This window comes from Ruegeria sp. BG8 (assembly GCF_056538325.1).
In genome coordinates this window covers 803,525-826,625 of sequence record NZ_JBQFSZ010000001.1, presented here as the reverse complement: position 1 = coordinate 826,625, position 23,101 = coordinate 803,525, and the positions used below count along the sequence as shown (strand labels likewise).

The following is a 23,101-nucleotide window of genomic DNA, read 5'->3' as shown; positions in this document are numbered from 1 at the left end:
AGATAAACGCAAGGTCATCTCTCAGGCAAGCTTGCGTTCCTTGCGGCAACCCAGCACCCTGCGAGACATAACAGGAAGGACTGTCAATGCGTATCCTACTCGGCCTGATCTTTGTTGGCGTTGCCTATCTGGTTTTTTGGCCGGTTGAGGTAGAGCCTGTTAAGTGGAACCCACCAACAGCGCCAGATTTCATGGGTGATTTTGCAGCCAATAACGCGCTGGACCAGCTCGCGTTGATCCGTTTGCCGGATGGGGAAGAAGGGCCTGAGGATATTGCCGTTCTGCCCGACGGTGCGGTTTATACGACGACATTGTCCGGTGCGCTGTACCGAATTGACGGCGAGGAACCCGTGAAGATCGATGACCTTGGTGGGCGTCCGCTTGGCCTGAAGGCCGGTCCGGACGGGGCGCTTTATGTTGCAGACAGTTATCGCGGTCTCATGCGCTGGACGGGTCCGGGCAGTTTGGAAGCTTTGGTAACGGATATTGACGGTGCGCCTGTCATCTATGCCAACCAACTGGATGTTGCGCAGGACGGTACGGTGTATTTCTCAAACTCCACTGACCGTTTTGATCCTGAAACGATGGGAGGAACCAAGCCCACCTCGGTGCAAACAATATGGGAGCAATCGGATACCGGCTATGTCGCCCGTCGCGATCCCGATGGTACGACACAGAAAGTGACCGAAGGGTTTGTGTATACGAACGGTGTCGCGCTTTCTCCGGACGAAGATTTCCTGCTGATTGCGGAAACCGGGCGGGCGCGGGTTCATAAACTTTGGCTGACCGGTCCCAAAGCAGGAACCAGAGAAGTCCTGATGGATAATTTGCCCGGTTACCCAGACAACATCGAAGCGCAAGGCGATGGGACCTATTGGTTGGCCTTTGCCAGCCCTCGCGTCCCGACCGAGTTTCTGATGCCGTATCCATTTTTGCGCAAAGTAATCTGGCGATTGGGCCCGGCCGTTCGACCCGCTCCGATCCATCGGGGAATGATGATTCAGTTCGACGGCGACGGCCAGATTCTCAGAAACCTGCAGGACCCTGACGGGCGTCTGGGTATCACTACCGGTGGCAAAGCTGTCGGCGATGATTTCTACGTTATGACACTGGATTCACCGTGGTTTGGCAGGATGCCGGTCTCTGACCTGCCCCAACGTTGATCTGGAACTTCCCGGCCCGTCCGGGCATGGTTGCCAAAACCAGCCGTTAGGAGCCTTTGGATGTCACGCGTTTCCGTTGAGTACAAAGATCATGTTGCCCATGTCACCTTGACCCGTGGCGACAAGATGAACGCGCTGGATGATGCGATGATTAAGGCAATCCTGAATGCAGGGCAGGAGGTTGCCGCGTCGGATGCCCGTGCAGTTGTTTTGTCTGGTGAAGGTAAAAGTTTCTGTGCCGGGCTGGACATGGCCAGCTTTGCCAAGATGGCGCATGTTGACCCGCGGGAATGGTTGATGAAGCGCAGCCACGAAGACGCGAATGAGATGCAGGAATTAGCTCTGATCTGGCGGCGTCTGCCCATGCCGGTCATTTGTGCGATCCAAGGCGTCGCCTATGGCGGAGGGCTGCAAATAGCGCTAGGCGCAGATATCCGCGTTGCCCATCCCGAAGCCAAGCTTGCCGTGATGGAGATGAAGTGGGGCATCATCCCGGACATGGGCGGGATGGTATTACTGCCGAACCTTGTGCGCTCCGATGTTTTACGGCTGTTGACCTATACGGCCCGCCCAGTGGGGGCCACGCAGGCCGCCGAGTGGGGGCTTGTGACCAAACTGTCAGATGACCCTTTGACCGAAGCTATTGCTTTGGCCGAGAACATTGCGGGTCAAAGCCCGTCGGCCATTCGTGCCGCAAAACGGCTGATCGAGGTTGCGGAAACCCAAGGTCGTGCCGAAGTTCTTTTGGCCGAGTCCTCCGAACAGGTCGAACTGATCGGCAAGCCGGACCAGATGGAGGTGGTGATGGCGCAGATGCAGGGACGTAAGCCCGAGTTCAAATAATCACCGCATGAAGGCCCGCCGCGCATCACGGCTCATGTTGTACCGCATTTCCAGGTCGGCAATGCGCGTCATGGCGGCTTTCCTTTCGTTGGCATCAGTCAGCTGCGCATAGGCTTGCCGCGCAGCGTCCAGCTTTTTCTTGATGTTGAACTCTTCGGGCAGCACACCGGCTTGCGCCATGATCCGATGACCTGCAGCGATGGCCGGGTCGCCATGCGCTTCTGAGGAACGGTCGGGCAGGGGCGCACCTTCGCCCGCAAGACCTTCGAGCTGGCCTTCGGCTTGCGCCTTTTTGATCTGGCGTTCCACAAGTTTTCCAAGCGATCCGAACATGGTTGTATCGTACCGGGAATGGCCGTTGGACGAAAGGGATCAACGCATTCTGTTCGTGACCAGATACGCGATGCCACCGGCCAGCAGGCCCCAAACGGCGGCACCCAGTCCAAAGACCGTGATGCCAGATGCCGTAATGGCCAGCGTCAGAACCGCTGCCCCGCGCTCGGCTGGCACATCCAATGCAGCATGCATCGAATTCGCCATCACGCCGATTAGCGCGACACCGGCTAAAGTTCCCATCAAAAGCGGATCGGCGTTGGCGGCAAAGCCGGTGATCGCCACGGCAAAGACGCCGAACAGGCAGTAGAACACGCCCCCCATGATCGCAGACCAATAACGCTGTGATGGATCGGGATGGCTGTCCTGGTTTGAGCACATGGCGGCCGTGATAGCGGCCAGACAAGTTGCGGGCGCTCCGAACGGTGCGGACATCAAACTTGCACCACCGACGGCCGAGAAGAGCTTGCCGGGGGCGGGCGCATAGCCAAAGCTGCGCATCACGGCGACACCGGGGATGTTTTGGGTGGCCATTGTGACTATGAACAACGGCACGCCGATCCCAATGGCTGACGCGACCGAGAAGGTCGGCATAGTCCACGTCGGAGCCGCGATCAGGCCGGCGGAGATCAGCGTATCTTCTGCGTTCAGCCACACGACAACGGCTGCCACGACCACAGCGGCAGGTACGGCGAACAGGCGGTTGATACGCCCGGCAACAAACCAAGTCAGAATCACCGGCAGGGCCTGCCACGGGATTTCAACTGCTGCTTTGAATGGTACAAGGCAGAGCGGTAACAACACACCTGCCAACATTGCCTGTGCCAATGTCGTCGGGATCGCTGCCGCGAGACGCCCGAGCGGTTTCCACAACCCTGCAAGAACGGTCAGGGCCCCGGCGCAAAGGAACGCGCCGACCGCACCGGAAAACCCTTCGACCGGCGTGGCGGATACAGCCAAAAGCGCCGCTCCGGGCGTGGACCATGCCACACTGATCGGCATCTTGTAACGCAGGCTGAGGACGATAGCTGTAAGCCCCATTGCAATCGCCGCACTCATCAGGCCCGAGGCCGCTTGGGTCGAAGACGCTCCCATCGCGGCCAAACCTTGTAAGACGATGGGGAATGAACTGAAAAAACCGACAATGGCGACCACCAATCCGGTTGAGATGGTCTGCAATGGGGGAAAATAGCGCGATGTCAGGTCAGCCGATGCCATTGGCAAGTGCTAGCAATCGCCAACCCGTGTGAAAAGTGTAAAGGTCGATAGAGCCAAGAAAAACCCCGCCGGGCAGTGCGCGGCGGGGTCTGGGTGTGTTCTGCAAAATGATCAGGCGATCTCGGCCAGACGGGCGAGGGCTTCGTTCAGTTTCGCCTCTTCTTCTTCGCGGGCGGCGAGGTTGGCTTTGGCTTCCTCAACCACTTCTTCCGGGGCCGATGCCACGAATTTTGGGTTGTTCAGACGTCCGCGCAGACCGCCGAGTTCTTTGGCCAGTTTGCCTTTGGCTTTCTCCAGCCGTTCCTTTTCCGCTCCGATATCGATGATATCAGCCAGCGGTAGGCCGAACGACGCGCCGGGGGCGGCGATTGAGATCGTGCCTTTTGGTAGCTCATCCGCTTTGGTCAGGCTGTCGATCCGGGCCAGACGTTTGATCAGCGCCTCGTTACGGTCCCATGCGGCTTGGCCGTGGGCGTCGATCTCAGTCACCAGCATTGGCACATAGAGGCCAGCCGGAACCCGCATCTGCGCGCGGGCCGAGCGGGTGTTTTCGATGACCGAGATCACCCAGTTCATCTCACGATCCGCATCCGCGTCGACCAGTTCGGTGCCATAGGTCGGCCAGTCGGCGTGGACGACCATCTTGGCGCGGTTGCCGGTCAGGCCCCAGAGTTCTTCGGTGATGAAGGGCATGATCGGGTGCAGCAGGACCATGCACTGATCCAGAACCCAGCGCATGGTGGCGCGGGTTTCGGCCTGGGCCTCGGCGTCGTCGCCTTGCAGAAGGGGTTTCGACAATTCCACATACCAGTCGCAGACCTTGCCCCAGACAAAGGCATAAAGCCCGTTTGCCGCATCGTTGAACCGATAGCTTTCCAGCGCTGCGTCGACTTCTTCCCGCACGCGGGCGGTCTCGCCGATGATCCAGCGGTTCACGGCGGCCTTGGGTTTCAGGTCGGCCACATCCAGTTGCGGCACGGCGTCGGTGAAAACCTCATTCATCTCGGCAAAGCGGACGGCATTCCAAAGCTTGGTGCCGAAGTTACGATAGCCGGTTATGCGCTCGCGGGACAGTTTCAGCACGCCGCCAATCGCCGCCATCGAGGCATTGGTGAACCGAAGTGCGTCGGCACCGAATTCGTCCACGATTTCAAGCGGGTCGATGACGTTGCCGGTGGTCTTGGACATCTTCTTGCCCTTCTCGTCGCGGACGAGCGAGTGCAGGTAGACGGTGTGGAACGGGATTTCGTTCACCACGGCCAGTTGCATCATCATCATCCGGGCGACCCAGAAGAACAGAATATCCGCGCCGGTGATCAGAACGTCCGTGGGGAAGTAGCGCTCCAGTTCCTCGGTCTGCTCGGGCCAACCCAGCGTGCCGATGGGCCAGAGGCCGGACGAGAACCAGGTGTCGAGGACGTCGGGGTCACGCCACATTGGAATTTTGAAGTAACCGTCTTCCTCGTAGCTTTCACCTTCGAGTGGCCACCGACCCGGATCACCTTCAATTTCAACAAGTTTTTCTGGCTTTACGCCTTTACGTTCGAGCCAGACTTGTGCGATTTGCTCTTTAGCTTCTTCTACAGAAGCGGCGCAGAATTCCATTGTCAGAATGCCGCCCGGCGTCAGACGACCGCCTAGAGCATCTTCGTCAAACCTGTTTTCTCTGAGAAACTCCTGAGCCCTTTCTAGAGGAACACTTCCTCCGACGCTTGTTCTCCAAGTTCCAACCTCACCATTTTTTGCAGGAACCATTGCGGTCCAAACCGGAATCTGATGTCCCCACCACAGCTGGCGCGAGATGCACCACGGCTCGATGTTTTCCAGCCAGTGGTAATAGGTCTTCTCGCCCGACTCGGGGATGATCTTGACCGTGCCGTCCTTGACCGCGTCCAGCGCGGGGCCGACGACTTTTTCGGCGTCGACGAACCACTGATCGGTGAACATCGGCTCGATGACCACTTTCGAGCGGTCGCCGAAGGGCTGCATGATCGGCTTGCTCTCGACCAGCGGAACCAGCGCCGCCGGGTCGTCTTCCTCGCCCAGTTTTGTGCCCAAGCGCGGGTCATCCGCGCGGGTCATCACGGCCAGACCGTCGGCGGTGATTTCCTCGACGACTTTCGCCCGTGCCTCGAACCGGTCGAGGCCGCGCAGGTGATCGGGGATCAAGTTGATCGCGTCGATCTCGTTCTCGGTGAAGTCCTTGCCGCGCGCATATTCCTGCGCCTTACCTGCCTCTTCGGCATAAGGCGCACCATCGGCCCGCATCGCGCCTTTGGTGTCCATCAGGCGGTACATCGGGATGCCGCCACGCTTGGCGACCATGTTGTCGTTGAAGTCATGCGCGCCAGTGATCTTTACCGCGCCCGAGCCGAAATTGGGATCGGGATATTCGTCGGTGATGATCGGGATCTGACGCCGGTGTTCTTTCGGGCCAACCGGGATTTCGCAGAGTTTCCCTACGATTGGCGCATAACGCTCATCCGATGGGTGAACCGCAACTGCGCCGTCGCCCAGCATGGTTTCGGGGCGGGTCGTGGCGATCGAGATATAGTCGCGCTCTTCCGTCAGGACGACGTTCCCGTCCTCGTCCTTTTCGACATAGGTGTAGGTTTCGCCACCCGCCAGCGGGTATTTGAAGTGCCACATGTGGCCGGGCGTCTCAATATTCTCGACTTCCAAATCCGATATCGCAGTCTCGAAATGCGGGTCCCAGTTGACCAACCGCTTGCCGCGATAGATGAGACCCTTTTCGTACATGTCGACGAAGACCTTGATCACCGCGTCGTGAAAATTCGCAGAATTTTCGTGGCCGGTGCGGGGGTCACGCGGTGCGCCTGCCATGGTGAAGGCGTTGCGCGACCAGTCGCAGCTGGAGCCCAGTCGCTTCAGCTGTTCAATGATGGTGCCGCCATATTCGCCCTTCCACTCCCAGACCTTGTCCAGAAATGCCTCGCGCCCAAGTTCACGCCTTCCGGGTTGCTGGGTGTTGGCCAGCATCTTTTCAACCTGCATCTGCGTGGCGATGCCCGCGTGGTCCTGACCGGGCTGCCACAGCGTGTCGAACCCGCGCATCCGGTGCCAACGGATCAGGATGTCCTGCAGCGTGTTGTTGAACGCATGCCCCACGTGCAAAGCACCTGTCACGTTGGGCGGCGGGATCATGATGGTAAAGCTTTCGTCGCGCGAGCGGTTTGCGCCTGCCTTGAAGGCTCCGGCCTGTTCCCAGGCCTCATAGATGCGGGCCTCGGCCTCGGCCGCGTTGAATGTCTTTTCCATCGCCATGGGGTGCGTCCTGCGTCATCAATGCTTGGTCAGCGCCTGCAATAACGAAACGCGGCGCGAAGTGGAAGGGTTTGCGGACGCTCTGGACAACGAACCTGTGCACCCTAATGTCGCCTTTGACGCAGCCAGAGGATCACCCATGGAAAAATTCGGCAAAAGCCAGTCTGTGACACGGACCGAAGATCGGCGATTTCTGACCGGACAAGGGCAGTACATGGATGACGCCGTGCCCGAAGGGGCCCTGCATGCCGTTTTCGTTCGCAGTCAGGTTGCCCATGGCAGGATAACTGCGCTGGATCTTGATGCCGCGCGGGCTGCCGATGGGGTGCATCTGGTTCTGGCTTTGGATGATTTGAAATCGGCTGGGATCGACACGGTAATGAATGCGGCAACCGTGCCGAACCGCGATGGATCGGATGTCATACAGACGCAAAGGCCCATGCTGGCGGCAGATCATGTCCGTTTTGTTGGCGAGCCGATTGCCGTTGTGGTTGCCGAGACGCCAGAGCGCGCCCGCGACGCCGCAGAATTGGTCTGGGCAGAGATTGACGAGCTTCCAGCCAAACTGGATGTCGCGGCAGGTGGTGAGACTTTGCACCCCGAGGCCCCCGACAACCGCGCCTTTGACTGGGGTCTGGGGGATGAGGCTGCAACTGAAGAAGCATTCCGAACAGCGTCCAAAACAGTGTCTTTGAACGTCGTCGACAACCGGGTGATTATCACGTCGATCGAGCCACGAGGCTGCCGGGCGTCATGGGAAAACGATCATTTGCACTTTTCCTACGGTGGTCAGGGCGTTTGGGCCATGCGTGCGCAGCTTGCGCAAAAGCTAAAGCTTGACCCCGAGGCGATCCGCGTCACGACACCGGATGTCGGCGGGGGGTTTGGCATGAAAGTCATGCCTTATCCCGAGTATTTCTGCGTTTCGGTTGCGGCTATGACACTGGGTCGGACCGTTCACTGGATGTCGGATCGGTCCGAGGCGATGTTGTCGGATCATCATGGTCGTGACCTGACCTCATTTGCGGAACTGGCCTTCGACGAGAACCACAAGATCACGGCCTACAGGGTGCACAGCAAGGTCAACCTTGGGGCCTATAGCAGCCATTTTGGGCAGGCGATCCAGACAAGCCTGTTCAGCAAGGTCCTGATGGGTGTTTACGATGTTCAAACCACCTATCTGCGGGTCGAAGGCTTTTTTACCAATACCACACAGGTTGACGCCTATCGCGGCGCGGGTCGCCCCGAGGCGATTTATGTTCTCGAGCGTGTGATGGACAGGGCCGCACGCGAATTGGGCATTGATCCGTGGGAACTGCGTCGAAGAAATTTCATCAAACCCGATGCGTTCCCGTACAAAACCGCCACGGGTGAGACCTATGATGTGGGCGATTTCGACATGATCCTGTCCCGTGCTGCAGAGCAAACGCTGGGCTTTGCCGCCCGAAAAGCGGCGGATGCAGAGCGCGGTCTGATCCGGGGACAAGGGTTGTGCTATTACGTCGAGAGCATTCTGGGGGACCCGTCCGAGAACGCCAAAATTGAGTTCTGCGAGGATGGCACCGTAAACCTTTACGTTGGCACGCAGTCAAATGGGCAGGGGCACGAAACGGTCTATGCTCAATTCCTGTCGGACCAGACGGGGATTCCGGTTGATCGCATAAACGTTTTGCAGGGCGACACGGATCAGCTGCCTCACGGTGGGGGCACCGGAGGGTCCCGATCGGTGACAGTGCAAAGCACGGCAACTCTGGCTACAATAGACGTCATGATTGCCGCATTCACGCCTTATCTGGCGGACAAGATGGGTGTCGATGAAGACGAGGTTCGATTTGACCATGAAACCTTCCGCGCGCCCGGATCGAATGTGACCCCGACCTTGACCGAGGCCGCCGACATGGCCCGTGCCGATGGTCGCACCGACCTGATGCAGCACTACGCGCGGGCGAACCTGGATGCACGCAGCTATCCCAATGGCGCACATGTTGCCGAAATCGTTATAGATTCTTACACCGGCGAAACTTGGGTCGACCGCTATACAGTCGTGGATGATTTTGGTAACCTTATCAACCCGATGCTGGCCGAAGGGCAGGTGCATGGCGGTGTGGTGCAGGGGATCGGACAGGCGCTGACCGAGCATGTTGTGCATGATGCGCAGGGGCAACTGCTCACGGCTTCGTTGATGGACTATGCCTTGCCCCGTGCTGCCGGGATACCCATGATTAAGTTTACCTCGGCGCCGGTTCCGTCAACGTCCAACCCGATGGGGATGAAAGGATGTGGCGAGGCAGGCACCGTGGGCGCACTGGCCGCTGTCGCAAATGCGGTTCAGGACGCGCTCTGGGATCACGGGGTGCGGCAGGCGGATATGCCGTTCACACCCCTTAAAGTATGGGAATTGCTGACACATGGTTCTGTCGCGGCTGAGTAGAAAGGTACTGGGATGGCTCGGACGGCCTCTTCGTTCCGAGCACTCGGGTGAGACGCGCCATCGTGAACCTATCAGCCACGTCATTATCCTTGACGGAACCATGTCTACGCTAGAGCCCGGCCGCGAAACCCACGCAGGTCAGACGTTTCGCTTGTGCTGTGAAATGGGCAGTAAGGTTTCAGTTTTTTATGAGGCCGGGGTCCAGTGGGAAAGCTGGAAATCCTCGCTCGACGTGATGATGGGGCGGGGGATCAACCGCCAGATCAGGCGCGCTTACGGCTATCTGGCGTCGCGCTACAAACCCGGCGATCGCATTTTCTTTATCGGATATTCGCGTGGGGCCTACGGGGTCCGTAGCCTTGCCGGTGTGATCGACATGATTGGTCTGATCAAGGCCGAGCATGCAACGGAGCGCAACATTCAGCAGGCCTATCGCCACTATGAATGCAACGCGAACAGCAAGGCAGCGGCCGAGTTCCGGCAGGCGTACTGCCACGAGGATGTCGCGATCGAGATGGTCGGTGTCTGGGATACAGTCAAAGCGCTGGGTCTGCGCCTGCCGCTGCTGTGGCGCTGGGCCGAGGAACGCCACGCATTCCACAACCACCAGCTTGGCCCGGCCACCCGCCACGGATACCACGCCATGGCACTGGACGAGACCCGCGAAGTGTTCGAGCCAGTGTTATGGAAATGTACCCCCGGTTTCAAAGGCCATGTCGAGCAGGTCTGGTTCCGCGGCACCCATGGCGACGTGGGTGGCCAATTGAACGGCTATGAAGAGGCGCGCCCGCTCAGCAACGTCTCTCTCATCTGGATGCTGGATAAGGCCGAATTGCATGGCTTGCCTTTGCCCGAAGGCTGGCGCGACCGCTTTCCCACGGCGACCACCGGCCCGTCGGTCGGCACGTGGCGCGGCTGGGGTAAGATTTTCTTGCTGCGTAAACACCGCAAAGTGGGTCGCGATAGGTCCGAGAGACTGCATGTCTCGGTCTCTCCTGACGACTTACCGGGCTGGGTGCCGATGCCGGATTTACCGTCGCATCCGGCGCAGTGATAGGCGGGTCATGTGCTAGTTGATCCAAGATCGCCGACACCTGAATGTCAGTAATGAGCCCATTTTGACAAATGCTGCGCCGCGCACGAATGACTTCAAAGCTCTGGTTGCTGCCATGGGTCTGCGCAACGATTACCCCTTGCTGATGTTGACCAGACTATCTCCACGCTACGGTGCGGTCCGCCTAAGCTGCCATAGTTATACCGCGGCACGATTGCCGAAAGAGAAATGTTTTTGGCAAATAATGCTACATCTCCTCAGTCGTCACGCAGAGTCAGATCTTTTGACCGTTTTTCGGTTTTCACCTGAAACCCAAAACAGACCCGCCTAACGACGGGTCTGTGTTTCGGTCGAACGATGTATTGGGAGGAACATCGATTGGCCGTTTTGGTCTCGCCAGAGGTTCAACCAAAATGCTCTTTGAAGCGATCAATACAGCGGCGGAAACCGTCTTCGAAATTTCCGTTACCGGGGTGGTAGACACTTTCGAATGATATCACCCCATCATAGGCGTCGGTTTTCAGAGCATCCGCCATCGGCTGAAACTGATCGGCCAGTTGGCCTTCGCCCATTTGTTTGACCGTCAATGTCGCGCGGGGCGTATCGACTTGAACGTCCTTGATGTGGATGTGCCCGAGATAGCCTTCTTTCACTTCGTCATACCCAGCAGGAAACGCTTGTTCGTGACACCAGCAATTGTTGGCCGGGTCCCAAAGTACCTTTAACGTGTCTTTGGCATCCAGATCATCGATCAGCTTACGGGCGGTGTAGTTCGAATTCACCATGGTCCCGTTGCCCGTTTCGACGACCAAAGTCACTCCGCCGTCCTTGGCAACGTCAATCGCCGGTGCAATCAGGGGCAGCATAGCGTCCCATGCACCCTTGGCGACGTTCCACTTTTCGGCACCTCCATACCCCCAAAGGATTTGCTCTTTCTTGGGGGTCATAATGCGAACCAATGGGCTGCCGACCACATGTGCCATGTCGATCACGCGCTTCAGAGAATCCATATGCTTGCTGTGCAGGTCGTCCCCTGGTTTGTTCGCCCCGGTCATTCCCGCGAAGATGTGGCGCGACAGACAGGATACAGGCTTGCCCCGATCCCGAAGCAGCGCGTCAATTTCCCTGATCTCATCCGCAGAGTGATCGCCAACCTCCGTATCGCCGACAAATTGCAGTTCGGCATATTCGAGGTCAAACTCATCCATCACATCGACCGCGTGTTTCAGGTCGCGACTGATGCCATCACAGATAACGCCAAGTTTCATGTTCTTGTCCTTTCTCAGCGATGCAACTCAGCGCCGACAATGTCTTCGATCACGCGGGTGCAGGCCCAGTTGTCGCCATCGGGGAATTTGGTTTTGCCAGCATGGAAAATCTGCATGGCAGATGAAGCAGTATGCATTGGAACGCCGAGCTCTTCGGCCAGATCCAGTGAGATGGTCAGGTCCTTGTGCATGGTGCCGATGCCCGAGCCAGTGTTTTCGAATTTACGGTCGATGATGTTCTCCAGCGCCGTGTTGGTGCATCCGCATCCCGCGCCAGAGGTCGAAAAGACCTTGAACAGGTTTTCGCCCTTCACGCCCGCCTTGGCGGCAAGAACCGACGCCTCAAATGTTGCCGAAAAGATTGAACCGATCAGAGTCTGCAGACATGCTTTTACGGTCTGACCTTGGCCGGGCCCGTCCCCTACGCGGTGAATAGTGGCCGAGACCGCCTCCATCACTGGTTGGAATTCGTCCAGTACGGCATCAGGGGCTGCGGCCATCATGGTTAGTGTACCGCCCTGCGCACCCGGAAAGCCGCCAGAGACAGGGCTGTCGATCAGGTGGATGCCCGAACCGACCATGGCCTCGCCAATCTCGCGGGCCTCACGCGGTTTGATCGTGGCGGTCAGAATGACCGCGCCGCCCTGCGCCATGTGACGGACCAGACCGTTTTCACCAAGAATGACAGCCTTGGCCTGATCGCCGTTCATGACCATGACATAGACTGCATCCGCGTTGGCCCCTACATCTGCAACACTTGCTGCAGGCGTTCCGCCCATTTCAGCCAGCGCCTTCAGGCGCGCTTCACTCAGATCAAACCCGGTGGTTTCGAACCCGTTTTTGATCAGGTTCTTCGCCAGCCCGCTGCCCATATCCCCTAATCCAATGACACCTGCACGTTGCATAATTGTCTTCCTAATGTGTCGTCCGGCCCGGCCGGAGTTGAGGTTTGGCGCCCCATCTTCCGAGGCGTCGATGTGTGCGGGGATTTCAGGCTTTGGCTGACCAAGGCCGGGCAGGTCCGGAAGACACCCCGCTGCCCAATTCCGTGTGGCTACGGACCCATGACCGCGTCCGGTATCCAAAGGACCAGTTGCGGGAAGATCGCGATCAAAATCAGCACCACCACATTTGCCAGCAGGAACGGCGCGGCACCGACGAAAATCTTTCCGATCGGCATACGGCAGATTGCAGCGCAGACATTCAGGCAATTTCCTACTGGCGGTGTGCATGCACCAACCGCGAGTCCCGAGACCATCACCACACCAAAATGCACACCAGACACGCCCAGCTTTTCAGCGACCGGCAACAAAACCGGTGTCAGTAATAGAATGGCGGGACTAACGTCGATGAACGTACCCGCCATCAGGATCAAAATGGCTGTCAGAACCATGAAGGCGACCGGGCCAAGTCCGAGGCCCGAAACGAAATCGGCCAGTTGATTGGGTACACGTTCCAGCGCCAGTACAGTGATGAACACCTGACTGAACGCGATGATCATCATGATCTTGGCGGACATGATGATCGCGTGGCGCATGGCCCCCGGCAAATCTTTGAGAACGCCGAAGCCGACGATGAATAAGCCGATGATCAGACCGTAAACCACCGCCGCTCCGGCTGTCTCGGTCGGAGTAACGAAACCGAATACAACCGACCCCACGATCAGGATTGGCATCAACGCCACGGCAGCCGAACGCCGCGCCTGTCGCCCTGCCTCGGCCAACGTGAACGGTACATCTTCGGTCGGGTAATCGTTCTTCTTGGCCAACAACCACACGACGATCAGCTGCAGCAGGCCAACCATGATGCCGGGAATGATCCCGCCCAGAAACAGGCGACCAATGCTTTCTTCAGCGGCAACAGCGTAGATGATCATCGGAACAGACGGCGGAATGATCATGCCCATTGTGGATGAGGCAACTGTGATCCCCGCCGCAAAGCTCTTGGGGTATCCGCGCTTTTCCATCTCAGGGATCAGAACAGACCCGATTGAAGCAGTATCCGAGGCAGAAGAACCCGAGATACCGCCGAAGATCATCGAGCCGACCACGTTAACCAATCCCAGCCCGCCCTTAAGGCGGCCGACGAAGAACATGGACAGGTCTAGCAGGCGCCGCGTGATGCCTCCGGAATTCATCACCAAGCCCATCAGGATGAAGAAGGGCAGTGAAACCAGCGGATAATTATTGATGCCGGAGAAGAAACGCTGAACAACGAACCCGGTCGCTGCGGGGGCCTCGATCAGGAAATACGCCAGTGACGCCAGCCCCAGAGAATAGGCAATTGGAACTCCGCAGACCAACAGTATTCCCAGTGTGGCGAACAGGATCAGCATGTCAGTCCTCCGGCATCCAGAGAACATCGATGGAATCCCGACCGCCCAGAGTCAGAACCACACGAACAAAGCAATAGAACACGGCAATCGAACAGGAGATTGGAACAATGATGAACACATAAGCCTGAGGCATCCCGAAGGGTTGCCACATGTTTTTGCCTGGCCCCGCGATCCAATCGATGGACAGCCAGACCAATGCCGCGTTCATCACTCCGACAAGGACAAGCCCTGCCACGTAGAAGGCCATTTTGACGTAGTAGGGCATCATGTCGATGAAGAATGTGATCGCGATATGCTCACGCTTCGTAATCGCCACGGCACCGCCCAAGGCCGAGGTGCAAAGAAACGCGATCTTGACCTGTTCGTCGACGCCGTAGATCGCCATGTCAAAGGGGCGCATCAGGACTTTGGTGACGACAATCACCAAAAACACCCCAAACAGCACGACCATCAGCGCTTCGATAACGCGCGTCAGTACACGGTCAATTGCAGAGAGCGTATCCATAAACCGGTTCCATTAAGAAGCGAATCCGGGCGCAAGTAAGAGCGCCCGGAATTGCCGTTTCAGATCAGCCGCAGGACGCCGCTGCAGCACGGGCTGCGTCGATATCATCCATCGTGAAATGACCCGCGTCGATCATCTGTTGATAGACCGGCGCAACGGCTTCCTGGAAACCCGCCAGGGCTTCGGGCGTCAGTTCGTTGATCTCCATGTGCTTGCCGAGTTCGCCGACGATGTTCGTTTCAGCATCGCGATACAGCTTGTCCGACATCGCCATCGCTTCGACCGCAACCTCGTCAAAGGTGGCCTGAAGGTCTTCGGGCAAACCATCATACCACGCCTTGTTGACGATCAAAGGATCGGGGCCTGTCATATGGTTCGACAGCGTCAGATACTTTTGCACTTCGTGAATATTGAAGTCCCAGATATTTTGCGGCGGGTTATGCTGCCCGTCAATCACGCCCTGTTTGAATGCCTGATATGCCTCTGAAAACGGCATGGCGACCGGAACCGACCCGATGGCTGTGCCCGTGGCGATCATCAGATCAGATTGAGGTTCGCGAATGCGCAGTCCTTGCAGATCAGCAACCGATGTTATTGGCTGAACGTTGTTGGTATAGGCCCGGAATCCTTGGCTGATACCGGTGGCAGGGATGTGATATCCGTTCGCCTCAGCACGGGCCTGAACGCCCTTGGTGAAGTCCGAACCGACCAGACATTCCATCTCATCCCAATTCGCGACGAGGAACGGCAATTGGTACAGGTTGAATGCCCCGGACGCGTCGGCAAAGAAACCGCCACGCGTGCCTTGCAGCAAACCGGCCGTCACCTGATCCATCATTTCACGCTCATTACCAAGCGCGGCACCAAAGAAATTCTCGACTTCGATGCGACCGTCCGTACGTTTTTCAAGTTCAGTCTTGAACCAGTCCATGGACTGCGAACGGATTGAGGTTTCCGGCTGCTCATTACCATATTTAAAGGTGAAGTCCGCCGCCAGTGCTGTACTGGCCGTCATTAATAGGCCGGTTACCCCGGCCAGTAATTTAGCTGTGTAGGTCATGTTATCCTCCCTGAACGGGACTCGATCCCGTTGCATGACGTTGGGATAAGCCCCCTTACAATTCGGTGGCAAGAGAAATTGCATCAAATGACGGGAATGATGGTTTTTGATGTTCTTAGAGGTTTATTTGAGGATGATTTTGATCGGGAATGATGTTAGCAGAGGCTCATGAGCGATGAAGCTGTAATAATCCCAAAGAAGGCACGTGTCTCCGAGATTGCGAGGATCGCGGGGGTCGGCACCGCTACGGTTGACCGGGTTTTGAACAACAGATCAAACGTAAAGCCTGAGACCCGCCAGCGGGTTTTGCAGGCCAAGCACGCGATCGAATCCGGCGCTCAATTGGACCAGCCTGCGCGACCCTGGCGGCTGAAGATATTTCTACCAGAGGAAGCCGGACCATCGACAGAATTTCTGGGCAACTGTTTTCAGAATGTTTTCACCAATGGCCGCGCCACTGTCGAGTGTGTCTTTTCCACGAAATTGGAACCATCAGTGTTGGCTCGAAAACTAAGAGCCTGCGCCGGGCAGGGAATTGATGCAGTTGGCTTTCAGGCTTTGGATGATCCGCGGGTTCGCGACGCAGTTGAAGAGCTGCACGGTTTGAATATTCCCTGCATACCTGTCGTCTCCGATCTGATCAGCCCTGTTCTGGGCCAATTTGTCGGGACGGACAACATGGCCGCAGGACGAACAGCGGCCTATTTTATGGGTCGAATGCTACGGCAATCCGGAACCGTCGGCGTGATTTCCGGCGAGCAACTATATCGCAACCATTCGGATCGCGAGATGGGGTTTCGGTCAGCCTTGCGAAGGGATTTTAGCCACCTCCGCGTTGTGGGCACCTATATCGGCCACGATGATGTGCAGGAAAATCGCGTGGTGGTGGGCCAGATGCTGGACGAACATCCCGGGCTGCTGGGCATTTATAACGTTGGCGGTGGCAACGAAGGCATTGTTGCGGCTCTGGCTGATCGCGATTTGACGGGAGAAATCATGCTGATCGGCCACAACCTTACGCCGAAGACGAGAAACTACCTGCTGGACGGATCAATGGATCTTGTCATTCATCAGAATATGCAACGGATCGCTGAACAAGCCGTTCAGACCCTGATCGCGACACTGGAAAACCGGTCCCATCAGGCTGAGGTCGTTCCAGTTGAAGTCATCACCCGTGAAAACATCAACGGCGCCACCTTCGGTTGATGCTCACAGGTTTTCAGATGTGCAGAGACCGAACGGAATAACTCCAACCTGTTCCTGAATTGGTTTTCCGGTCAGACACCGAGACATCATCTGTGTCACGCGATCTGCAACCTGATCCAGCGGGTTGTTAATCACCAAATCGATGCTGCCATCGGCAAGCGCGGCTTCGGTAACTGGTGTCCGTTCATGGCAGATGTAGACAACTTCCCGCGATTGCCCTGCCTCGCGCAGCGCTTTCAAGGCTCCAGTCACCCCGCCTCCGCAATGATAGATGCCGGAGAGGTCTTTGTTGGCCCGCAGCAATTCTGCTGTCGCTTCATATGCGACCGCGGCGTCATCCAGATACACCACAGAGTCTCGAAGAGGTTTCTGCGGTGCAAATTCGCGCATGTAGCTTCTGAACCCACTCTCAAGCGCTTCGTGCCCCAGATACCTGTGCGACCCGATAAGGATGCCAACCACGCCTTCGGTTCGATCAAGACGCGCCATCGCCCAACCTGCCGTCCGCCCCGCTTTTCGACTGTCGATCCCGACATAGGCAGTAACGTGAGGCGATGACAGGGGCGAGAGCAATGCAATGACAGGGACATCGGCGCTGGCGATCGCACGATTGATCTCCGGATGATCAATCGCAACCAAGCCTATGGCGTCTACCTTGCCGTGCATTTCGTCAATCGCAGTTGCAAGCTCGGACGGCGACAGGCTTTCTACGTATTGGATTACAACTTTTGCCCGGATACTGCGCAACTGCTCTGCTTTTTGCTGCAACTCGATTGCCAATTCGCGATAAAACCACTTGCTTTCCTTTTGAAGAATAAAGCCCAGCCGTTTTGCTGGAGCCATCTCCTCAACCCGGCGCCGCAACAATCCTGCCGAGCGATACCCCAACGCTTCCGCCGCTGAAAGAACCCGCGCAGATGTCGCCGCAGTAACTGGCGCGCGCGCATTCAGAACGCGGTCTACTGTTGCGACGCCTACCCCCGCCTTTTCTGCGACGTCTTTGAGTGTGACACGGGCCATAGCACGCTCCATGATAAAACGTATCATCTATTTTACAGAATTTTCTGAGAGAAATGATAGAAAATATCACGACAGGTTTGACGATTCAGACGCCCTTCGGTTCTGCTCGGCAACAGCAATGTAGATAAGGAACCTGATGTGCCGAAGGACAATACCCTTCCTTGGCGGGATTATTCGCTGACGGGCCGGGACAGCGGTCCAAGCTTTGCACCTAAACAGTGGTATTCTACTCCAGTCCCCCGGAAACGGATGAAGGAATTGATGAAGCGCCGTGATGCTCCGGCCTTGATCGACTACGGGATTTGGCTGGGATTGGTGTTGGCAACCGGTGCTCTGGTCATTCTGACCTGGGGTACGTGGTGGGCAGTGCCGTCTGTTATCCTGTACGGGGTGTTTTATGGATCCTGTGCCGACAGTCGTTGGCACGAGTGCTGCCATGGGACTGTGTTCAAAACGCCTTGGCTGAACACCGCAGCCTATCAGCTGGCCTCATTTATGTCGCTGAAAAACCCCTATCTTTGGCGGTGGAGCCATACACGCCATCACACGGATACGGTGATCGTCGGAAAAGACCCCGAGATTGCATTTCCCCGGCCTCCGCATCCACTCAACCTCCTATGGAACATGCTGCATCTGCAATCTGGCTGGAATGAATTGAAGAAGATGTTTCGGTTGTCGGCTGGTCGTTTGACCAAAGATCAGAAAACCTTCCTCATCGAAGCCGACCGTTCTAAGGCGTTCTTGGCGTCGCGTGTTCATCTCGCAATCCTCGCAATGACATTTGCTTTGGCAATGGTGCTGCAATCATGGCTGCCCATTGTGCTGATCGGCGGTCCCACTTTCTATGGTTCGTGGCTGCATCACCTGTTGGCGTCACTGCAGCATGCCGGGCTGGCAGAAGACGTCCCGGATCACCGATTGAACTCGCGAACCGTCTACATGAACCGGTTCTTCCGCTTCGTATATTCGAACATGAACTACCATGTTGAACACCACATGTATCCCATGGTTCCATTCTACAATCTCCCGGCCTTGCACGAAGAAATCAAAGGCGATTGCCCACCAGCGTACGCGGGAACACTGACCGCGTTTCGCGAAATGCTCCCAGCCATTCTGATCCAGCGGCGCGATCCGTTCTACTTTGTCGACCGCAAGCCGTTGCTGCCCAAGGACGCTAACCCCAGCCCAGAATACACTCGACCAACAGCCATAGCGGCCGAGTAAATCAATCCCCGGAATACAGGAAAGCCCATGACGAACTGGACCCGCGCCTGCGCTTGCGATGACATCGAAACCGAAGACCTTATCCGTTACGACAATGGCGATCGTACCTTTGCCATCTACCGAAGCCCCGAGGACGATTTTTACTGCACCGACGGCCTGTGCACCCATGAAGAAGTGCATCTGGAAGACGGTCTGGTCATCGATCATCTGATCGAATGCCCCATGCACAACGGCCAATTCGATTATCGCACCGGCGAGGCAAAGCGCTCACCCGTCTGTGTGAACCTGAAAACCTACCCCGTTAAGGTCGAAGACGGAGATGTCTTTATCGATATCGGGTGATGCCATGAAACGGATCTACGACTGGGATGCGAAGTTCTCACTTAGAAACTACACCGCTTCCGACCTTCGTGCGCTAAAGGGTATCCGCAAGCTGGTTCAGACGACGGCGAATACAACCGAAGAGGCAGCAGCCGCGAAAGATGCCGGAATTGATTTGATCATGGGCAATGCCCACAACACGTTTACCGTGCGTCAAGGCGCGCCTGAATTGTTCTTCACTGCTGCACTTGGTCTTCCGGACTTTGCGACGGAAAGGGACGTCCTGACCGCCGCGTTTGCGGCCATGAAGGATGGTGCCGACAGCATCTACACGGCAAGAGGGCCGCACATTGTTGAACTTTTAGCGCGCGAAGATATCCCCGTGATGTGTCATCTTGGCCTGGTTCCTCGCAAATCCACTTGGCGGGGCGGCCTGCGCGCCGTTGGTAAAACTGCGGACGAGGCTATCGCGCTTTGGAATGCGTTCCGCACAATGGAAGATGCCGGAGCTTTTTCGGTAGAGGCTGAAGTTATCTGTGACCGAGTAATGGCTGAGATTTCCGCCCGCACATCTCTGATAACGTCCTCACTCGGATCGGGCCCCAGTGCAGACATTATCTACCTTTTTCAAAATGACGTATGCGGGGAGCAACCCGAAAGCCCGCGCCATGCGCGTGCCTTTGGCGATCTCGATTCACTGTATGAACAGATAAATCACCACCGCCGAGTCGCACTTTCGGCGTTCAGAGAATCTGTTGAAGAGGAGCAATTTCCAAGCCCAAGCGAATGCGCAACAATCTCAGACGCGGAGTTTGAAAGTTTTATTACACGACTAAAATAGTCTATTTGGCTAAGGAAAGTTGCACCCAGAACCACATTTTGAGAACCGGAATTATCACCCAACGATGACCGATGTACGTTGGTCCCCATTCGCGACGAGTAGCAAAGAATTTTGTAATCGCAGTGCAAGTACCTTTCCCGCCCGACCAGCAGGGCGTTGTCGTCGCAACCCGCCAGCAGCTGTCGTTCGAGCAACCGCAGCGAATTCGGACTTTGTCCGCACATCTAACGGCCGGAGCTGAAACACCCTCGCAGCTTTTGGCGAGGGTGTGTTCTTTGTCAGAGCTCGTTACGCCTTGCGTCGTTTTTGACTATGCAACGCTTCCATTAAGAAGTGTGGTGAACCGCTTGCACCCTTTTCATGCTCTGTGATGCTGTTTTAGGTTCTGGCGTTCCCAATCACCGCCGACGGTCGCGGCGTGAGCTCATGGGTTGGAACGCCACTCCCACATGCGCTTCGCAGTAGGGTTTGCCTGCTTCAACGGGCAGACCGCAGAACCAGAAATCTTCGGTCGCGGGGTCGCCGACAGGCCATTTGCAGGTTTTCTCGGTCAACTCCATCAGCGTCAGCTTTTTGGCTTTCTTCTCAACCTCGTTGACCTTGGCCAGCGCCTCGGGGCTGATTTCGTTGGCCGATGGTTGCGGCGGCAGTGGCTGACCGGCGGGGATGATCTGCCGGCGGGCAGGAATCGCAGGTTTGACCTCGGCCGTTGGGGCAGGGGTCGGGCGCGCAGGTTCTGTTTTGGGCGCGGGCTTCGGCTTGGCTTCGGCCTTGGGTGCGGGGGCCGGTTTTTCCTTGGGTTCGGCCTTGGCCGGTGTTGCACCGGTTGCGCGGTTCGACAGACCCAGACGGTGGACCTTGCCGATCACAGCGTTGCGTGTCACGCCGCCCAGTTCCTTGGCGATCTGGCTGGCCGACTGGCCCTCGCCCCACATCTTTTTCAGCAGCTCTACACGCTCGTCAGTCCAGGACATCATTTGCCTTTCAAAAGCGGAAAGCGGCCCCGGATTCGGGCCGCCTTGGGAAATCATCTCAGCGCCCTATTCTAATCACTGCGAGCCGAGTTACAAGCGGTCTTCGAATCAGGTATGGGCACATCATGCAGAATCTTATCGATCACGACACTCGCCGCTTTGGTGCGGTCAATTGGATGGGCCTATACACGCTGGCACAACGCGAAACACAGCGCTTTATGGGGGTGTGGACCCAAACCTTGCTGGCCCCGCTGGTCACGGCGGGTTTGTTCCTGCTGATTTTCAACATTGCGATCGGGCCCAGTCGTTCGGATGTGATGGGCGTACCCTTTCTGACTTTTCTGGCACCCGGAATCATGATGATGACGGTGATCCAGAACGCATTTGCAAACACCTCGTCCTCGATGGTGATTGCAAAGGTACAGGGCAATATCGTCGACACATTGATGCCACCCCTCTCACCGCTGGAGATTCTGCTGGGCTACTTGGCCGGAGGGATCGCGCGCGGTGTTCTGATTGCCGTCGTTGTGGCCATCGCATTGGCTTTGGTGGTTGGCGTCGTACCTCAAAACCCGTTGGTGGCGCTGATATTCGTCATACTTGGCGGGGCATTCATGGGGGCACTGGGCTTGCTTGCCGGGATTTTTGCCAACAAATTCGACCAGATGGCGGCGATTACCAATTTCATCGTTACGCCTTTGGCTTTTCTGTCCGGGACTTTTTATTCGGTTCAGGCTTTGCCCCCGATTTTGAACCGGTTGAGCCACGTTAATCCGGTGTTCTATCTGATCGACGGCCTGCGCTATGGAATGATCGGTGTGTCTGACAGCTCTCCTTGGTTAGGAATGGCTGTGTGCGGTGTGGCGACCTTACTGGTCGGCGCTGCGACGTGGCAGATGTTGCGGACCGGCTATCGGCTCAAGGCCTGACGCGCGCGAGCCTCGCGCCAGACGAGGATCAGCCCGCCGGTCAGAATGATGGCAGATCCGATCATGCTGATCTGGTCGGGCGCGACGCGAAACACGACGAAGTCGTAGAACGCCGCGAATACCAATGTGGCGTAGCTGATGGGCGCCACAAAAGACGCATCCGCCCGGGCCATTCCGTTGACGAAACAAGCCTGTGCGCAGGCCATCAAAACGCCGATACCCGCAAGCGCGGCCCATTGCTCGAGCGTTGGGATGCGAAACACAAAACTCACAGCGACCGACGCGATCGTCAAACCCATGGCATTGTTGATCAGCAAAATCTGAAGCGGAATTTCCCGACCACTCAGTTTCTTTATGAAAATCAGCTCCATCCCAATCACTGCAGCCGCTGTCAGGGCCAGCAGGGCTGCGGGTTGAAAACTGTCGGGCGTTGGGCGCAGCAGGATCAACGCCCCAACCAATGCAACGCCAGCCGCCAGCCAGCGCCACGGACCTACACCCTCTTTCAGCAAGGGGACCGCCAGTACCATTGCAAAAACCGGGTTTAGAAAGGAAATCGCGGTTGCGTCGGCTATTGGAATATACGCGACGGACGCAAACATCAGAGTGATCCCCAACCAGCCAAAGCTGGTACGCCCAATGTGCAGCCCCCAGTGCGGGCGTCTGAGTTGAGGGCGCAGGACACCAACTGCCGAAACGATCACGAGAAAGGCGAATAGAAATCGCCCATGACTGATCTGCAGCGGGTGCAGCGCTGGGCCAAGAACATCCGTGCCCAATGCCTTGGCCAGCAGGGTCGTGCCTGCCATGAATGCGCTGGCCCCAAGGATAAGCAGGGCTGCGAGCGGTGGATTGTGACGAGCGAATGTCATGTGCAACCGGTGCGCCAGCGCGTGTCCAATAGCAAGCGGCAAATGCTCAGGTATCAAAATAAAACATACATCTAATTTCGGGGTTCCCAGAAACGGACATCCCCGTTATACGGCGCGACATGATCAAAAGCACTGATATCCTGCGACTCCGACGCCGACGCACTGCTGCGTAACCGGCCCGTTTGATCTTTGTGCGCTGTAAATCAGCGTGAACTCCAC

General features: G+C 57.0%; 20 protein-coding genes. 9 read left to right on the top strand and 11 right to left on the bottom strand.

Features of this window, described 5'->3' with window-relative positions:
• The first annotated feature begins 86 nt into the window (after positions 1-86).
• Together ACR0DG_RS04195 and ACR0DG_RS04190 are read left to right on the top strand one after the other, a co-directional pair.
• A complete protein-coding gene (locus tag ACR0DG_RS04195) occupies positions 87-1,163 on the top strand; it encodes an SMP-30/gluconolactonase/LRE family protein (RefSeq protein ID WP_480694580.1) in 1,077 nt (358 codons plus the stop codon).
• A 60-nt stretch (positions 1,164-1,223) separates the two neighbouring features.
• On the top strand, positions 1,224-2,006 hold the full coding sequence (locus ACR0DG_RS04190) for a crotonase/enoyl-CoA hydratase family protein (protein ID WP_480694578.1): 783 nt from the start codon (positions 1,224-1,226) through the stop codon (positions 2,004-2,006).
• On the opposite strand, the gene ACR0DG_RS04185 is transcribed toward ACR0DG_RS04190, so the two are convergent.
• The 3 genes from ACR0DG_RS04185 to ACR0DG_RS04175 form a co-directional block, all read right to left on the bottom strand.
• Positions 2,007-2,339, bottom strand: a complete 333-nt coding sequence (locus tag ACR0DG_RS04185) for a DnaJ family domain-containing protein (RefSeq protein WP_480694576.1) — start codon at positions 2,337-2,339, stop codon at positions 2,007-2,009. It abuts the gene before it with no gap.
• A gap of 39 nt (positions 2,340-2,378) precedes the next feature.
• Entirely contained in the window at positions 2,379-3,557 is a 1,179-nt protein-coding gene (locus ACR0DG_RS04180) for a benzoate/H(+) symporter BenE family transporter (protein ID WP_480694574.1), read from the bottom strand.
• Positions 3,558-3,668: 111 nt separating this feature from the next.
• Positions 3,669-6,842: a valine--tRNA ligase gene (locus ACR0DG_RS04175; RefSeq protein ID WP_480694572.1), complete on the bottom strand. Its 3,174-nt coding sequence runs from the start codon at positions 6,840-6,842 to the stop codon at positions 3,669-3,671.
• 139 nt (positions 6,843-6,981) lie between these two features.
• Between ACR0DG_RS04175 and ACR0DG_RS04170 the strand changes: the two genes are divergently transcribed.
• Together ACR0DG_RS04170 and ACR0DG_RS04165 are read left to right on the top strand one after the other, a co-directional pair.
• Positions 6,982-9,273 (top strand): xanthine dehydrogenase family protein molybdopterin-binding subunit, encoded by a 2,292-nt coding sequence (locus tag ACR0DG_RS04170; RefSeq protein WP_480694994.1) that lies wholly within the window; start codon positions 6,982-6,984, stop codon positions 9,271-9,273.
• A complete protein-coding gene (locus tag ACR0DG_RS04165) occupies positions 9,251-10,327 on the top strand; it encodes a DUF2235 domain-containing protein (protein ID WP_480694570.1) in 1,077 nt (358 codons plus the stop codon). The genes ACR0DG_RS04170 and ACR0DG_RS04165 overlap by 23 nt, the downstream gene beginning before the upstream one ends.
• A gap of 404 nt (positions 10,328-10,731) precedes the next feature.
• On the opposite strand, the gene ACR0DG_RS04160 is transcribed toward ACR0DG_RS04165, so the two are convergent.
• From ACR0DG_RS04160 to ACR0DG_RS04140, 5 genes are all read right to left on the bottom strand, one after another.
• Positions 10,732-11,595 carry a sugar phosphate isomerase/epimerase family protein gene (locus ACR0DG_RS04160; RefSeq protein ID WP_170410387.1) on the bottom strand — a complete coding sequence of 288 codons (864 nt, stop codon included), beginning with the start codon at positions 11,593-11,595 and terminating at the stop codon, positions 10,732-10,734.
• A 14-nt stretch (positions 11,596-11,609) separates the two neighbouring features.
• Entirely contained in the window at positions 11,610-12,500 is an 891-nt protein-coding gene (locus tag ACR0DG_RS04155; protein WP_170410384.1) for an NAD(P)-dependent oxidoreductase, read from the bottom strand.
• A gap of 149 nt (positions 12,501-12,649) precedes the next feature.
• Positions 12,650-13,930 (bottom strand): TRAP transporter large permease, encoded by a 1,281-nt coding sequence (locus ACR0DG_RS04150; protein ID WP_170410381.1) that lies wholly within the window; start codon positions 13,928-13,930, stop codon positions 12,650-12,652.
• A 1-nt stretch (position 13,931) separates the two neighbouring features.
• Positions 13,932-14,435 carry a TRAP transporter small permease gene (locus tag ACR0DG_RS04145; protein ID WP_170410378.1) on the bottom strand — a complete coding sequence of 168 codons (504 nt, stop codon included), beginning with the start codon at positions 14,433-14,435 and terminating at the stop codon, positions 13,932-13,934.
• A gap of 64 nt (positions 14,436-14,499) precedes the next feature.
• Positions 14,500-15,495: a TRAP transporter substrate-binding protein gene (locus tag ACR0DG_RS04140; protein WP_480581719.1), complete on the bottom strand. Its 996-nt coding sequence runs from the start codon at positions 15,493-15,495 to the stop codon at positions 14,500-14,502.
• A gap of 168 nt (positions 15,496-15,663) precedes the next feature.
• Here ACR0DG_RS04140 and ACR0DG_RS04135 point away from each other — a divergent pair, with 168 nt between their 5' ends.
• The gene (locus ACR0DG_RS04135) at positions 15,664-16,701 is read left to right on the top strand and encodes a LacI family DNA-binding transcriptional regulator (RefSeq protein WP_480581721.1); all 1,038 of its coding nucleotides are present in this window, start codon (positions 15,664-15,666) and stop codon (positions 16,699-16,701) included.
• A 3-nt stretch (positions 16,702-16,704) separates the two neighbouring features.
• Here ACR0DG_RS04135 and ACR0DG_RS04130 read toward each other — a convergent pair whose 3' ends face one another.
• Positions 16,705-17,748, bottom strand: coding sequence for a LacI family DNA-binding transcriptional regulator (locus ACR0DG_RS04130; RefSeq protein ID WP_480707050.1), 1,044 nt, complete (start codon positions 17,746-17,748; stop codon positions 16,705-16,707).
• A gap of 234 nt (positions 17,749-17,982) precedes the next feature.
• Here ACR0DG_RS04130 and ACR0DG_RS04125 point away from each other — a divergent pair, with 234 nt between their 5' ends.
• The 3 genes from ACR0DG_RS04125 to ACR0DG_RS04115 are packed head-to-tail and all read left to right on the top strand — an operon-like array spanning position 17,983 to position 20,107.
• Positions 17,983-18,945: a fatty acid desaturase gene (locus ACR0DG_RS04125; RefSeq protein WP_480581725.1), complete on the top strand. Its 963-nt coding sequence runs from the start codon at positions 17,983-17,985 to the stop codon at positions 18,943-18,945.
• Positions 18,946-18,972: 27 nt separating this feature from the next.
• On the top strand, positions 18,973-19,287 hold the full coding sequence (locus tag ACR0DG_RS04120; protein WP_170714131.1) for a MocE family 2Fe-2S type ferredoxin: 315 nt from the start codon (positions 18,973-18,975) through the stop codon (positions 19,285-19,287).
• Positions 19,288-19,291: 4 nt separating this feature from the next.
• Positions 19,292-20,107: a 3-methyl-2-oxobutanoate hydroxymethyltransferase gene (locus tag ACR0DG_RS04115; RefSeq protein ID WP_480694564.1), complete on the top strand. Its 816-nt coding sequence runs from the start codon at positions 19,292-19,294 to the stop codon at positions 20,105-20,107.
• Between the two features lie 398 nt (positions 20,108-20,505).
• Here ACR0DG_RS04115 and ACR0DG_RS04110 read toward each other — a convergent pair whose 3' ends face one another.
• The gene (locus tag ACR0DG_RS04110) at positions 20,506-21,081 is read right to left on the bottom strand and encodes a GcrA family cell cycle regulator (RefSeq protein WP_480694992.1); all 576 of its coding nucleotides are present in this window, start codon (positions 21,079-21,081) and stop codon (positions 20,506-20,508) included.
• A gap of 125 nt (positions 21,082-21,206) precedes the next feature.
• Here ACR0DG_RS04110 and ACR0DG_RS04105 point away from each other — a divergent pair, with 125 nt between their 5' ends.
• On the top strand, positions 21,207-22,010 hold the full coding sequence (locus tag ACR0DG_RS04105) for an ABC transporter permease (protein WP_480694562.1): 804 nt from the start codon (positions 21,207-21,209) through the stop codon (positions 22,008-22,010).
• Here ACR0DG_RS04105 and ACR0DG_RS04100 read toward each other — a convergent pair.
• A complete protein-coding gene (locus tag ACR0DG_RS04100; RefSeq protein ID WP_480694560.1) occupies positions 21,992-22,882 on the bottom strand; it encodes a DMT family transporter in 891 nt (296 codons plus the stop codon). The two genes, ACR0DG_RS04105 and ACR0DG_RS04100, sit on opposite strands and share 19 nt — an antisense overlap.
• Positions 22,883-23,101 lie beyond the last annotated feature (219 nt).